The 12,685-nt window shown below is 55.6% G+C and carries 13 protein-coding genes; 9 read left to right on the top strand and 4 right to left on the bottom strand.

Translation table 11 applies throughout. From position 1 onward, the window contains the following. The first annotated feature begins 52 nt into the window (after window positions 1–52). Entirely contained in the window at window positions 53–1,057 is a 1,005-nt protein-coding gene (gene amgK, locus BBW69_RS09300; RefSeq protein WP_188211116.1) for an N-acetylmuramate/N-acetylglucosamine kinase AmgK, read from the top strand. 56 nt (window positions 1,058–1,113) lie between these two features. Here the strand turns inward: amgK and BBW69_RS09295 are convergent, their stop codons facing one another. Beyond that, window positions 1,114–1,812, bottom strand: a complete 699-nt coding sequence (locus BBW69_RS09295; protein WP_188211115.1) for a thiol:disulfide interchange protein DsbA/DsbL — start codon at window positions 1,810–1,812, stop codon at window positions 1,114–1,116. Window positions 1,813–2,015: 203 nt separating this feature from the next. Between BBW69_RS09295 and murJ the strand changes: the two genes are divergently transcribed. From murJ to recQ, 5 genes are all read left to right on the top strand, one after another. Further along, window positions 2,016–3,554 (top strand): murein biosynthesis integral membrane protein MurJ, encoded by a 1,539-nt coding sequence (murJ, locus tag BBW69_RS09290; RefSeq protein WP_188211138.1) that lies wholly within the window; start codon window positions 2,016–2,018, stop codon window positions 3,552–3,554. A gap of 3 nt (window positions 3,555–3,557) precedes the next feature. Continuing rightward, the gene (locus BBW69_RS09285; RefSeq protein WP_223169997.1) at window positions 3,558–4,205 is read left to right on the top strand and encodes a phosphatase PAP2 family protein; all 648 of its coding nucleotides are present in this window, start codon (window positions 3,558–3,560) and stop codon (window positions 4,203–4,205) included. Next, complete coding sequence (locus BBW69_RS09280; protein ID WP_188211114.1) at window positions 4,202–5,158, top strand: YheT family hydrolase; 957 nt, start codon at window positions 4,202–4,204, stop codon at window positions 5,156–5,158. Before BBW69_RS09285 ends, BBW69_RS09280 begins: the two co-directional genes overlap by 4 nt. 50 nt (window positions 5,159–5,208) lie before the next feature. After that, window positions 5,209–5,991, top strand: coding sequence for an indole-3-glycerol phosphate synthase TrpC (gene trpC, locus BBW69_RS09275; protein WP_050894788.1), 783 nt, complete (start codon window positions 5,209–5,211; stop codon window positions 5,989–5,991). A 64-nt stretch (window positions 5,992–6,055) separates the two neighbouring features. After that, complete coding sequence (gene recQ / locus BBW69_RS09270) at window positions 6,056–8,356, top strand: DNA helicase RecQ (RefSeq protein ID WP_188211113.1); 2,301 nt, start codon at window positions 6,056–6,058, stop codon at window positions 8,354–8,356. Between the two features lie 47 nt (window positions 8,357–8,403). On the opposite strand, the gene BBW69_RS09265 is transcribed toward recQ, so the two are convergent. The 3 genes from BBW69_RS09265 to bioH form a co-directional block, all read right to left on the bottom strand. After that, window positions 8,404–8,823 (bottom strand): hypothetical protein, encoded by a 420-nt coding sequence (locus tag BBW69_RS09265; RefSeq protein ID WP_188211112.1) that lies wholly within the window; start codon window positions 8,821–8,823, stop codon window positions 8,404–8,406. Between the two features lie 164 nt (window positions 8,824–8,987). Next, entirely contained in the window at window positions 8,988–9,776 is a 789-nt protein-coding gene (locus tag BBW69_RS09260) for a class I SAM-dependent methyltransferase (RefSeq protein WP_188211111.1), read from the bottom strand. Between the two features lies 1 nt (window position 9,777). After that, entirely contained in the window at window positions 9,778–10,521 is a 744-nt protein-coding gene (bioH, locus tag BBW69_RS09255; RefSeq protein ID WP_305080173.1) for a pimeloyl-ACP methyl ester esterase BioH, read from the bottom strand. On the opposite strand from bioH, the gene BBW69_RS09250 reads away from it, so the two are divergent. The 3 genes from BBW69_RS09250 to BBW69_RS09240 all read left to right on the top strand — a co-directional run bounded on the left by BBW69_RS09250 (window position 10,520) and on the right by BBW69_RS09240 (window position 12,623). Beyond that, window positions 10,520–11,245 carry a ComF family protein gene (locus BBW69_RS09250; RefSeq protein ID WP_223169995.1) on the top strand — a complete coding sequence of 242 codons (726 nt, stop codon included), beginning with the start codon at window positions 10,520–10,522 and terminating at the stop codon, window positions 11,243–11,245. The genes bioH and BBW69_RS09250 overlap by 2 nt on opposite strands. Window positions 11,246–11,309: 64 nt before the next feature. Continuing rightward, entirely contained in the window at window positions 11,310–11,774 is a 465-nt protein-coding gene (trmL, locus tag BBW69_RS09245) for a tRNA (uridine(34)/cytosine(34)/5-carboxymethylaminomethyluridine(34)-2'-O)-methyltransferase TrmL (RefSeq protein ID WP_107960961.1), read from the top strand. Window positions 11,775–11,903: 129 nt separating this feature from the next. Further along, window positions 11,904–12,623: a septal ring lytic transglycosylase RlpA family protein gene (locus BBW69_RS09240; protein ID WP_188211108.1), complete on the top strand. Its 720-nt coding sequence runs from the start codon at window positions 11,904–11,906 to the stop codon at window positions 12,621–12,623. Window positions 12,624–12,685: the final 62 nt, after the last annotated feature.

The following is a 12,685-nucleotide window of genomic DNA, read 5'->3' as shown; positions in this document are numbered from 1 at the left end:
GTTTGCCAGTTAGAATAGCGTTTATTGTAACCTGAAATGCTTTAGTACTGTTATGCAACGACAAATCGAACTGAAAAATTGGCTTCAGACCGTCTATCCCGACCGCAGTTTCGAACTGGCCTTTGCGGCGGCGGATGCTGATTTCCGCCGCTATTTCCGTGCAACGTTTTCAGACGGCAGCAGCGTCGTCTGCATGGATGCGCCGCCCGACAAGATGAGTGTCGCACCTTATTTGAAAGTGCAGAAACTGTTTGACATGGTCAATGTGCCGCAGATATTGCACGTGGACACGGATTTGGGGTTTGTGGTATTGAACGACTTGGGCAATACGACGTTTTTAACCGCGATGCTTCAGGAACAGGGCGAAACGGCGCACAAAGCGCTGCTGCTGGAGGCCATCGGCGAGCTGGTCGAATTGCAGAAGGCAAGCCGTGAAGGGGTTTTGCCCGAATATGACCGTGAAACGATGTTGCGCGAAATCAACCTGTTCCCGGAATGGTTTGTCGCAAAAGAATTGGGGCGCGAATTAACATTCAAACAACGCCAACTTTGGCAGCAAACCATCGATACGCTGCTGCCGCCCCTGTTGGCGCAGCCCAAAGTCTATGTGCACCGCGACTTTATCGTCCGCAACCTGATGCTGACGCGCGGCAGGCCGGGCGTTTTAGACTTCCAAGACGCGCTTTACGGCCCGATTTCCTACGATTTGGTGTCGCTGTTGCGCGATGCCTTTATCGAATGGGAAGAAGAATTTGTCTTGGACTTGGTTATCCGCTACTGGGAAAAGGCGCGGGCTGCCGGGCTGCCCGTCCCCGAAGCGTTTGACGAGTTTTACCGCTGGTTCGAATGGATGGGCGTACAGCGGCACTTGAAGGTTGCAGGCATCTTCGCACGCCTGTACTACCGCGACGGCAAAGACAAATACCGTCCGGAAATCCCGCGTTTCTTAAACTATCTGCGCCGCGTATCGCGCCGTTATGCCGAACTCGCCCCGCTCTACGCGCTCTTGGTCGAACTGGTCGGCGATGAAGAACTGGAAACGGGCTTTACGTTTTAAACCCAATCAAAATGCCGTCTGAAAACCAAGTTTCAGACAGCATTTTTCAAACGGGCTTACTGCGCGGCTTTTTGTTCTTCGCGTACTTTGTCCGCCAAAAGGTCGATGGTGTTCATACCGGACTCCCAGTCGGCAAATTCGACTTTATATTTGCCGCCGACGATAACTGTGGGCGTACCGTCGATTTGGAAGGTTTCGGTCAGCTCCTGCATTTTGTCGGCGCGCGCCTGGCTTTCGGGAGATTCGTAGGCGGCAAGGACTTTTTTGCCGTCAAAGGCGGTTTGTTCGCCCAGCCATTTTTTGAGGACTTCCGGCTCTTGCAGCTTAATTTTCTGATTAACCATCGCATCGAAAATATGGCTGTTCGCCACATCTTTGCTTTCGGCGGCAGCCATATCGACGGCGGCGGCAAGGCGGGCGAGCGGCAGCATCTCTTTTTGCCAGACGACATGCTCGGTACGCAGGTACATATCGTCTTTAAAAGACTTGGCGTGTTTGCTCAAAACAGGTTCGAGGTGGGCGCAGTGCGGGCAGAAATAGCCGAAAAACTCAAGGACTTCAACCTTGCCTGCCTGCTGTTGGGGAATCGGGTTGGAAAGGACGGTATAGTTTTGCCCTTCAACCAGCCCTGCCGGGGCGGCGGCTGCCGAAGCGGCAGGCGCGCTATCGGCGGGGACGCTGGTTTGGACTTTGCTGTCGCACGCGGCAAGGGCGAACAGGGCGGCAACGCCGAGGGCAAAGTGTCTGGATTTCATACGGCTCTCCGTGATGTTGGAAATAAATCGGATATTGGTATTTTATTGTATTTTCGCGTGTTGATACAGTTTGTCTCTGGAAAAGGAAGCTTTCGTATCGGGAAACCGGTTCGGACGGCATGAAACCCTATGCCGTCTGAACCGGTTTCTGTCGTACAATACGCGCCGTTGCCCCAAACGGGTACGACTGTTGAGGAACAATGATGAATATGCTGGGAGCTTTGGCAAAAGTCGGCAGCCTGACGATGGTGTCGCGCGTTTTGGGATTTGTGCGCGATACGGTCATTGCGCGCGCATTCGGTGCAGGCATGGCGACGGATGCGTTTTTTGTCGCGTTCAAACTGCCCAACCTGCTTCGCCGCGTGTTTGCGGAGGGGGCGTTTGCCCAAGCGTTTGTGCCGATTTTGGCGGAATATAAGGAAACGCGTTCTAAAGAGGCGACGGAGGTTTTTATCCGCCATGTGGCGGGGATGCTGTCGTTTGTGCTGGTCATCGTTACCGCGCTGGGCATACTTGCCGCACCTTGGGTGATTTATGTTTCCGCACCCGGTTTTGCCAAAGATGCCGATAAATTTCAGCTCTCCATCGATTTGCTGCGGATTACGTTTCCTTATATCTTATTGATTTCACTTTCCTCTTTTGTCGGCTCGGTACTCAATTCCTATCATAAATTCAGCATTCCGGCGTTTACGCCCACGTTCCTGAACGTGTCGTTTATCGTATTCGCGCTGTTTTTCGTGCCGTATTTCGATCCTCCTGTTACCGCGCTGGCTTGGGCGGTTTTTGTCGGCGGCATTTTGCAACTCGGCTTCCAACTGCCCTGGCTGGCGAAACTGGGTTTTTTGAAACTGCCCAAACTGAATTTCAAAGATGCGGCGGTCAACCGCGTCATGAAACAAATGGCACCTGCAATTTTGGGCGTGAGCGTGGCGCAGATTTCTTTGGTTATCAACACGATTTTCGCGTCTTATCTGCAATCTGGCAGCGTTTCATGGATGTATTACGCCGACCGCATGATGGAGCTGCCCAGCGGCGTGCTGGGGGCTGCACTCGGTACGATTTTGCTGCCGACTTTGTCCAAACACTCGGCAAACCAAGATACGGAACAGTTTTCCGCCCTGCTCGACTGGGGTTTGCGCCTGTGCATGCTGCTGACGCTGCCGGCGGCAGTCGGACTGGCGGTGTTGTCGTTCCCGCTGGTGGCAACCTTGTTCATGTACCGCGAATTCACGCTGTTTGACGCGCAGATGACGCAACATGCGCTGATTGCCTATTCTTTCGGTTTAATCGGTTTGATCATGATTAAAGTGTTGGCACCCGGCTTCTATGCGCGGCAAAACATCAAAACGCCCGTCAAAATCGCCATCTTCACGCTCATCTGCACGCAGTTGATGAACCTTGCCTTTATCGGCCCACTGAAACACGTCGGACTTTCGCTTGCCATCGGTCTGGGAGCGTGTATCAATGCGGGATTGTTGTTCTTCCTGTTGCGCAAACATGGTATTTACCGGCCCGGCAAGGATTGGGCGGCGTTCTTGGCAAAAATGCTGCTCTCGCTCGCCGTGATGGGAGGCGGCCTGTATGCCGCCCAAATCTGGCTGCCGTTCGACTGGACACACGCCGGCGGAATGCAAAAGGCCGCCCGGCTCTTCATCCTAATTGTCATCGGAGGCTGTCTGTATTTCGCATCACTGGCGGCACTGGGCTTCCGTCCGCGCCATTTCAAACGGGTGGAAAGCTGACCGATGCCGATATCCTTTTTTGGAAAACGCTTTTTCCGCGTATCCTTCCTGCCTGCCGCCGTACTGCTGCCGATTTTTGCGCTCATTGCCCGCACCGTCGCTTCAGACGGCATGCTCCCGTATGAAGAAACGCTGATGAGGCAGGTTCGTGCCGTTACGCCCAATACGTTTTACCCTGTCGCGCTCGTACTGCATTATTTGGGCAAAACCGCCGTCGCCGTACCGCTGGTTACATTCGCCTGCGCGTGCCTCTGCCGCTTGGGGCGTTGGCGCGAAGCGGTGTTCTGCGCCCTGTCCGCCCTGCTGCCCACGCTGAATATGCTGCTGCTGAAAGCATGGTTTGCGCGTCCGCGCCCGCAGCTCTGGACGCACCTTGTCGAAGAGGGCAATTTTTCCTTCCCCAGCGGACACAGCACGTTTTCCGCCACCGTCGCCGTCATGCTGACCGTCTGCTTCCGGCATACGCCCTACCGCCGCGCCGTACTGTCCGTCGGCATCCTGTTTGCCCTGCTGACAGGGTTCTCGCGCATATATTTGGGCGTACATTATCCCTCGGACGTTTGGGCCGGTTGGATAAACGGGCTGCTGTGCGCGCTGACCGCCTATTGCATCATCATGCCGTCTGAAAACAGAAAAACCGATACCTTATGATTTTGACACCGCCGGACACACCGTTTTTCCTCCGCAACGGCAATGCCGACACGCTGGCCGCCAAATTCCTGCAACGCCCCGCACCCGCATACCGCCGCGAGCTGCTTCCCGACAGCACGGGTAAAACCAAAGTCGCCTACGACTTTTCAGACGGCATTTCGCCCGATGCGCCGCTGGTCGTGCTGTTTCACGGGTTGGAGGGCGGCAGTGGCAGCCATTACGCGGTCGAACTGATGCTCGCGGTACGCGATCGGGGTTGGAACGGCGTAGTCGTCCATTTCCGCAGCTGCGGCGGCGTAGCGAACACCGCCCCGGTGTTCTACCACTTGGGCGATACCGCCGAAATCGCCTTTACTTTGGACACGCTCGCCGCGCGTTACCGTGAAATATACGCCGTCGGCGTATCGCTGGGCGGCAACGCGCTGGCAAAATATTTGGGTGAACAGGGCGAAAACGCGCTGCCGCAAGCCGCCGCCGTCATCTCCGCCCCCGTCGATGCAGAGGCGGCAGGCAGCCGCTTCGACAGCGGCATCACGCGGCTGCTCTACACGCGCTACTTCCTCCGCACACTGATACCCAAAGCACGTTCGCTCCAAGGTTTTCAGACGGCATTTGCCGCAGGGTGCAAAACACTGGGCGAGTTTGACGACCGTTTCACCGCACCGCTGCACGGCTTTGCCGATCGGCACGACTACTACCGCCAAACTTCCTGCAAACCGCTGCTCAAACACGTTGCCAAACCGCTGCTCCTGCTCAACGCCGCCAACGACCCCTTCCTGCCGCCCGAAGTGCTGCCGACACCGGACGAAGTGTCCGAAGCCGTTACCCTGTTCCAGCCGGCACACGGTGGTCATGTCGGCTTTGTCAGCAGCACCGGCGGCAGGCTGAACCTGCAATGGCTGCCGCAGACCGTCCTGTCCTATTTCGACAGCTTCCGCACAAACAGTCGTTAACGGTTTGATGCTAATATTCCCCCTTTCCCCGGACAAATACGGAACACGACATGACCGACATCCTCAATAAAATCCTTGCCACCAAAGCACAGGAAGTTGCCGCCCAAAAAGCCGCCGTCAACGCCGAACACATCCGCGCACTTGCTGCAGAAGCCGCGCCCGTCCGCAGCTTCATCGATTCGATACGCGGCAAACACCGCCTAAACCTGCCCGCCGTCATTGCCGAAATCAAAAAGGCAAGCCCGAGCAAAGGCCTGATCCGTCCGGACTTCCGACCGGCCGAGATTGCACGCGCATATGAAAACGCCGGAGCGGCGTGTTTGTCCGTACTGACCGACGAACCCTATTTCCAAGGTTCGCCCGAATACCTCAAACAGGCGCGCGAAGCCGTATCGCTGCCCGTGCTGCGCAAAGACTTCATCATCGACGAATATCAGGTTTATCAGGCGCGCGCATGGGGGGCGGATGCCGTCCTGCTGATTGCCGCAGCACTGGAACAGGAACAATTGGAACGCTTTGAAGCGGTGGCGCACGAATTGGGCATGACCGTCCTGCTCGAGCTGCACGATGAAACCGAATTGGAAAAATGCCGCAACCTGACCACGCCGTTGTGGGGCGTAAACAACCGCAACCTGAGGACTTTTGAAGTCTCCCTCGACCAAACCCTGTCGCTGCTGCCCGCACTGGAAGGCAAAACCGTCGTTACCGAAAGCGGCATTACGGGTAAGGCGGATGTGGAATTTATGCGGGCGCGCGGCGTGCACACCTTCCTGATCGGCGAAACGTTCATGCGTGCCGACGATATTGAGGCGGAAGTGGGTAAACTCTTCTAAATCCCGATTTCAGACGGCATATTGCCGCCGACCGATCAACATCCTTACCGAGCACGGAACCATCATGCACCGACCGACCGCCAAACAGATTTTGCACGAAGTATTCGGTTATCCCGAATTTCGCGGCAGGCAGGAGGCTATCGTCAATGCTTTGGCCGGTGGCGAGAGTTTGATGGTGCTGATGCCGACGGGCGGGGGCAAGTCTTTGTGTTACCAGATTCCGGCGCTGATGCGCGAAGGCGTGGCGGTTGTCGTATCGCCGCTGATTGCGCTGATGAACGACCAAGTGGCCAGCCTGCATGTGGCCGGGATTGAAGCGGCGGCAGTCAACAGCGGCACATCGGCAGATGAGGCGCGCGAGATTGCCGACAAGCTTGCCCAAGGCCGTCTGAAACTGCTTTATGTCGCACCGGAACGCTTGGTTACCGACCGCTTTTTACGTTTTCTCGACCAACAAACCGTCAGTCTGTTTGCCATTGATGAGGCGCATTGCGTCAGCCAATGGGGACACGATTTCCGCCCCGAATACCAACAGCTCGGCATGCTTGCCGAACGCTATCCGAACGTCCCGCGCATCGCCCTGACCGCTACCGCCGATGCGGCTACGCGCGCCGACATCAAGCATTATCTGCACTTGGACGATGCGCCCGAATTTGTCTCCAGCTTCGACCGCCCGAATATTTATTATCAGGTTATCGAAAAAAACAACGGCAAAAAACAATTGCTGGATTTCATCCGTAAAGAAATGACGGGGCAAAGCGGCATTGTGTATTGCTTAAGCCGCAAAAAGGTTGAAGATGTGGCGCAGTTTTTGCGTGAAAACGGATTAAACGCGATTCCGTATCATGCCGGTTTGAGCATGGACGTGCGCGAGGAAAACCAACGCCGCTTTACGCATGAAGACAATATTATCGTGGTGGCGACCGTGGCGTTCGGCATGGGCATAGACAAACCCGACGTGCGCTTTGTCGCCCATCTCGATATGCCCCAGAGTGTCGAACATTTCTATCAGGAATCGGGGCGCGCCGGCCGGGACGGGCTACCAGCCGTGAGCTGGCTGTGTTACGGTTTGAACGATTGGGTGTTGCTGCGCGAACGGATTGCCGAAGGCAACAGCGACGAGGTGCAAAAGCAAATCGAAATGCAAAAACTCGATGCCATGCTTTCCGTCTGCGAAACCGCCGCCTGCCGCCGCGTACTGCTGCTCAAACATTTCGGCGAAGAATCCGAACCCTGCGGCCATTGCGACAACTGCCTGCATCCGCCCGTACGGTTTGACGGCACGGTATTGGTGCAAAAATTACTCAGCTGCGTGTACCGCGCCGGACAACGTTTTGCCGCCGGTTACATCACCAACCTTTTGCGCGGCAAAAGCGACGATTGGATACACGGCAACCGGCACGAACAACTGTCCACATTCGGCATCGGTACGGAGTTGTCCGACAAAGAATGGCGCAGCGTCATCCGCCAGTGCATCAGCCTCGGCTACCTCACTGTCAACATTACCCGATATCAGGCATTGCAACTGACCGAAGCCGCCAAAAAAGTCCTCAAAGGCGAAACCGAAGTGATGCTGCGCCCGCTCAAGCGCGACAAGCCCGCCGTCCGCACCCTCAAAGACAACTGGCTGCGTACCGAACGCGAAGAACGCCTGTGGCAGGCATTGCGCGTTTGGCGTATGAAACAGGCAGAAGCCGAAGGCATCCCCGCCTATATGATTTTCGGCGACAAAACCCTGCGCGACCTTGTCGAAAAAATGCCGCAAAACCTCAACGGGCTGCACGACATCTACGGCTTGGGCGAAGCCAAAATCGACCGTTTCGGACACGGCATACTCAAAGTCTGCCAAAACGCTGCCGACTTTAGCCACAATGCCGTCATCCGCCCGCAAACCGAACGCGAACAGCAACTGCGTCAAAAACTCGAAGCCTGGCGGTATGAACGGGCAAGGGCGGAAAACTGCGCCCTGCATGCCATCCTCTCCGACGAAAGCCTTGCCGATATGCTTGCCGCCACGCCCGAAACCGAAACCGACCTCGAAGGTGTACACGGCTTGGGCAGCGTACGCGCCGCCAAATACGGATGGGATATCCTCGCCGTCTGCCGTCCGTTTTCAGACGGCATCGATGAAACCGCCAAACACAAACGCCGCCTGATGCGCGCCCTGATTCAATGGTGCAACGAAACCGCAAAACACGAACAGTCCGAACCCTACCGCATTCTCAGCAAAGCCGCCCTGCGCGCCATTGCCGCCAAACAGCCGGAAGGTTTGGCGGAGCTTGCCGCCGTATACGGCGTAGGCGAAGAAAAAGCCGCACGTTACGGTGCGGCGGTGTTGGCGGTGTTGGAACGGGATGCCGTCTGAAAAGGGAATATGTCGGTTACGCCGTCAAATAAATCATTTCAAGCCGTTTACGCATATTTGATTAAAATCCGGCCAGCTGCCCCACAACACCCGAGAAACGTTTTCAGCATCTGAAGAATGTGTTCCTTGCTGATACCATATCCTTCGACAACAAATAAAGTTATGCTCAAAAAAGTAAGCAATTCATTCTGATGGGCTTTAAGCCCCCTGACATTTACATTAATTTCATTCATAGCTTCACTGCTGTTTGGCACACCTGTCAGTATTTCCATCAACTGCAAATCGCCATTGTCTTCCTGCCCAATCAATATCTTCCTGCCGTCTATCGAAACCCGAACCATTTCCGTCCCAAAGAAATCGGTCATTTCAACCTTACGGTAGCCTTCATCCCTCAGCAATTCTGCGATTTCTTCCAAACTGTAAAATTTCAGGGTAACTGTTTTCTGCCCTTTCAACCAATTCATCATAATATTCCACATCCTCCAAATCTTGTCTGCAAAAAGAAAAACACAGGTTACATCAATAACCTGTGTTGCATTGTACAATGCAGGCACGAAGTACCCTGTCAGATAAAATGCCGTCTGAACGCTTCCGTTTCAGACGGCATCCGCACATTTTCACCCCGACACGCTCATTTCCTCGGAAAAAACTGTACCACGTTCTCTCCCTGCGGCAGCATCAGTTTTTTCACAGCGTGTCCGTACACCGTTTCCAGCGTAATGCTTAAACCGCCTTCCCACTCAAATATTGTCCCGACACACGAACGCGCGGCGTTTTCATCGTTCCACGCCATCGCCCGCCAGATGCCCAGCGTGTCCATATCCGCCCAAAACGTTTCCGCCTTTTTGTAATCCAACACCAGCTTCGCCGTATCGGTAACGGGGTCGTAAAAGCCGTTTTCGGCAAGCATATCGCCCAAGTCGTGCATATCGGGGAAAAGCGCGCTGCGGCTCTCAATACCGTTTTCTTTCAGACGGCATTTCAGTTCCGCCAAGGTATCTCGCCCGAAGCAGGTGAAAAACAGCAGCCCGTCCGTCTTCAGCGCGCGCGCCCAATTTTGCAGCACGGGGACGATGCTTTCCGCCTCCGTCAAACCGAGGTTGGACCACAACATATCGGCACACGCTTCGGGCAGCGGCACGGTCGGGGATTGGCAGTGTTGCACCACGCCCTTACCCGTAAACCTTTGCCAAAAACCGCCTTTGCGGGCGGCAGCCGCCGCCGCCAAAAAATCCGCACGGGAATCGTACTCTTCAAATACCGCCTGCGGATAGCGTTTCGCCAGCAGGCTGCGGCTGATGTCCGCATCCGCCCCGGCAAGCAGGATATGCTTGGGCGCATTGCGGACGAGTGTCAGCCGTTGGTCGGCATGTTCGGCGAGATGGCGGTGAACCTGCCAGCATTTGTCCTGCGGATTCATGTCAAACCCCTTCGACAAAGTCGCGGTACAGCGCGGCAAACGCTTCCGCATGGCTCAAAAACGGCGCATGCGCCGCCCTTTCCATCACAACCAGCCTGCTGCCCTTCAAACGTCGGTGCAGATATTCACCCATGCGCGGCGGCGTAATCGCGTCTTTGCCGCCGAACACCAGCAGTACCGGAACATCTATCTTGTCCAACAAATGCCGCGCATCCGCCCTTTCCGCCGCGTCCAAAGCTTCCTGTAAGGCGGAGGGTGTGCCGCAGCGCGCCAAATCGGGCAGGATTCTGCCTATGATTTCGTCCGCATCATGCGTATGCAAAAGCTGTAATTGTAGAAACTGTTTGATATATTTGGCATAATCCGTTCGGAACGCGCCGACCATTTTGCCCAATGCAGGCGCGGCAAGCCCTTCGGGATAGTCTTCGTCAGCCGTCAGTCGGGCGAAACTCGCCGTCAGGCAGAGCGAACGGACTTTTCCGGGATGGCGGGCCGCCAGATACAGCGCAACCAATCCGCCGAGCGACCAGCCGAGAATGTCGGCCGGCGCGTCAATTTGAGCGGCAATGCCGTCGGCCGCAGCCGCAATGTCGAAAGGTTGGACAAACGGAGCGTCCCCGTGTCCGGGCAAATCGGGCGCGCACACCGCCCATTCCGCATGCAGACGGGGTATCAGGTCGTCGAACACATGGCGGTTCGCCCCCCACCCGTGTATCAGGTAAACTTTTTTGGCAGCATCAGGCATGAATTTTCTCTCTTGTTGGCGGCGCATCGCAGACGCGGCCGCAGTCAGACACTGCGTATTATGCCACGATTCATCAGACGTTTCAGACGGCATCTGCGCCGGCTGCAATACCGATTTGGCAAGTTTCCACACCGACGCGGCAAACAGCTGCCCCCTGTGTTTCAGACACATCCAAGGCGGATCGGCGTGCGGCATTTGCCAAAAGAAACCGCCCGCATTCGACCGGATGTGGGCCTCGCTGCATTACGAACCACCCGTCAGCAACATGATACGTACGTTGAAACACTTGGCAGACTTGGGCATGGTTCGCCCGTTGGCAAACCTGATGGTACAAAACCCGCCCGACTGGCTTTCAGACGAATGTTTCGATTTCGTCCTGCCCGTACCGCTGGGCAAAGAACGGCTGCTTCAACGCGGCTTCAATCAAAGCGAAAGTATCGTCGGGCTGCTGGCGCAACGCTACGGTTGGCGCACACTGCCGCGACATACCGTTTTCCGCCGCCACCGGCCTCCTCAAAGCACGCTCAAAGGCAGCGACCGACTGAAAAACATCAAAAATGCCTTTAAAATCCGCACACCGATACCGGAAAACTGTAATATTCTGTTAATCGACGATGTCTTTACCACCGGCGCGACGCTGGGCGAGCTGGCGAAGATGCTGAAAAAGTCAGGCGCAAACCGCATCTGCTGCTGGACGCTGGCACGCACGCCAATGAAAAAATAACTAAATTTTTTGACACCCATGCCGCCTTATGGCAAGGTTATGCGCCTATAAGTGATTGATATTTATGTTTACCATCGTTTTATACCAACCGGAAATCCCACCGAATACAGGCAATATCATCCGCCTGTGCGCCAATACCGGCGCGGATTTGCACCTGATCAAGCCGCTCGGCTTCCCATTGGATTCCGCCAAAATGAAACGCGCCGGGCTCGACTACCACGAGTTCGCTAGCCTGACGGTGCACGAAAACTTCGACGACTGCCTCAAGTCGCTGGCAGGCCGACGTATTTTCGCACTGACCACCAAAGGCACGGCGCGCCCCGATGAAACGGCGTTTCAAAAAGGCGACGTTTTATTGTTCGGGCCGGAAACGCGCGGGCTGCCCGCCGACATTCTCGACAGCCTGCCCGCCGCGCAAAAAATCCGCCTGCCCATGCAGCCCGGCAGCCGGAGTATGAACCTTTCCAATACCGTTGCCGTGATTCTCTTCGAAGCATGGCGGCAACACGGTTACTCAGGCGGCGTTTGAACACAAGTTCATGCCGTCTGAAAACCCATCCGGACACATTCCGAACCGCCGTCCGCACTGTGCGGCGGTTCGGAACGTATCCGGCGGGCATGATGCCCATTCGTCTTCAACTCAAGAACGGAACACGTTTTGACTTTAACCCGAAAAACCCTTTTCCTCCTCACGGCCGCATTCGGCATACATTCCTTTCAGACGGCATCCGCCGACGCAGTGTTCAAAGCAGAAAAACTGCACGCCTCCGCCAACCGCAGCTACAAAGTAGCCGGCAAACGCTACACGCCGATAAACCAAGTTGCCGCATTTACACAAACCGGCAACGCCTCATGGTATGGCGGCAGATTTCACGGCCGCAAAACTTCCGGCGGGGAACGATACGACATGAACGCCTTCACCGCCGCACACAAAACCCTGCCCATTCCCAGCTACGTCCGCGTAACCAATACCCGTAACGGGAAAAGCGTCGTCGTCCGCATCAACGACCGCGGCCCCTTCCACAGCAACCGCATCATCGACGTATCCAAAGCGGCGGCCCAACAATTGGGCTTTGTCAGCCAAGGTACGGCACATGTCAAAATCGAACAGATTGTCCCGGGCAAATCCTCAACGACTGCCGAAAACAAAGACATCTTCATCGACTTGAAATCCTTCGGTACCGAACGCGAAGCACAGGCATATCTGAACCATGCCGCCCAAAACCTGGCTTCATCGGCATCAAACCCGAACCTATCGGTTGAAAAACGCCATTACGAATATGTCGTCAAAATGGGGCCGTTTTCCTCGCAGGAACGTGCCGCCGAAGCCGAAGCTCAGGCACGCGGTATGATTCAGACGGCATTGACTGCCGGTTGACACGTCCCCTAATGCAGGGCTAATCTTCAGAGGCTATCATGCTTGAAACTTTACAGGAGCAA

It is taken from the genome of Neisseria sp. RH3002v2f (assembly GCF_014596375.1).
Taxonomy (GTDB): Bacteria; Pseudomonadota; Gammaproteobacteria; order Burkholderiales; family Neisseriaceae; genus Neisseria; species Neisseria cinerea.
The sequence above is the reverse complement of the archived record's forward strand: the minus strand, read 5'-3'. Positions and strand labels throughout refer to the sequence as shown.

Excerpts from the sequence above, each read along its gene's own strand:
- amgK (WP_188211116.1), top strand. The coding sequence starts at position 53 with ATGCAACGACAAATCGAACTGAAAAATTGGCTTCAGACCGTCTATCCC.
- BBW69_RS09295 (WP_188211115.1), bottom strand. The coding sequence starts at position 1,812 with ATGAAATCCAGACACTTTGCCCTCGGCGTTGCCGCCCTGTTCGCCCTT.
- murJ (WP_188211138.1), top strand. The coding sequence starts at position 2,016 with ATGAATATGCTGGGAGCTTTGGCAAAAGTCGGCAGCCTGACGATGGTG.
- BBW69_RS09285 (WP_223169997.1), top strand. The coding sequence starts at position 3,558 with ATGCCGATATCCTTTTTTGGAAAACGCTTTTTCCGCGTATCCTTCCTG.
- BBW69_RS09280 (WP_188211114.1), top strand. The coding sequence starts at position 4,202 with ATGATTTTGACACCGCCGGACACACCGTTTTTCCTCCGCAACGGCAAT.
- trpC (WP_050894788.1), top strand. The coding sequence starts at position 5,209 with ATGACCGACATCCTCAATAAAATCCTTGCCACCAAAGCACAGGAAGTT.
- recQ (WP_188211113.1), top strand. The coding sequence starts at position 6,056 with ATGCACCGACCGACCGCCAAACAGATTTTGCACGAAGTATTCGGTTAT.
- BBW69_RS09265 (WP_188211112.1), bottom strand. The coding sequence starts at position 8,823 with ATGATGAATTGGTTGAAAGGGCAGAAAACAGTTACCCTGAAATTTTAC.
- BBW69_RS09260 (WP_188211111.1), bottom strand. The coding sequence starts at position 9,776 with ATGAATCCGCAGGACAAATGCTGGCAGGTTCACCGCCATCTCGCCGAA.
- BBW69_RS09250 (WP_223169995.1), top strand. The coding sequence starts at position 10,520 with ATGAATTTTCTCTCTTGTTGGCGGCGCATCGCAGACGCGGCCGCAGTC.
- bioH (WP_305080173.1), bottom strand. The coding sequence starts at position 10,521 with ATGCCTGATGCTGCCAAAAAAGTTTACCTGATACACGGGTGGGGGGCG.
- trmL (WP_107960961.1), top strand. The coding sequence starts at position 11,310 with ATGTTTACCATCGTTTTATACCAACCGGAAATCCCACCGAATACAGGC.